The organism is Halalkalibacter flavus (assembly GCF_036663575.1).
In the GTDB taxonomy this organism is placed as follows: domain Bacteria; phylum Bacillota; class Bacilli; order Bacillales; family Bacillaceae_D; genus Halalkalibacter; species Halalkalibacter flavus.
In genome coordinates, this window is the sequence record NZ_JAWRVK010000308.1 from 1 (window position 1) to 256 (window position 256).

Genomic DNA, 256 nt, shown 5'->3' on the forward strand with positions numbered 1-256 from the left:
TGTCAAACTACTTGGCACAAGTTGCACCCCACCACATGCATTTCAGGGTTACTGAGTCGAACTTCCTGAACCAGAAGCAAGAGTCTTCCTTCCAGGCGCCGTTCTTGCACTCGGTGTACTTGTGGCAGTCCGTGGTATCAGGTCGGCGCTCCCCTTCTTTGCATGTTGGAGGTTCTGTTGGAGTTGTAGTTGTTGTTGGGTCTGTCTCTTTTGTTGGTTCTGCCTCCTTTGTTGGTTCTGGCTTCTCTGTTGGTTC

At 50.8% G+C, this 256-nt stretch carries 1 protein-coding gene; it reads right to left on the minus strand.

The genetic code is table 11. The features are described 5' to 3' along the window. Positions 1 to 7 precede the first annotated feature (7 nt). Positions 8 to 256: chitin-binding domain-containing protein (locus SAY88_RS26225; RefSeq protein ID WP_431308931.1), on the minus strand; the 249-nt coding region annotated here is incomplete at its 5' end.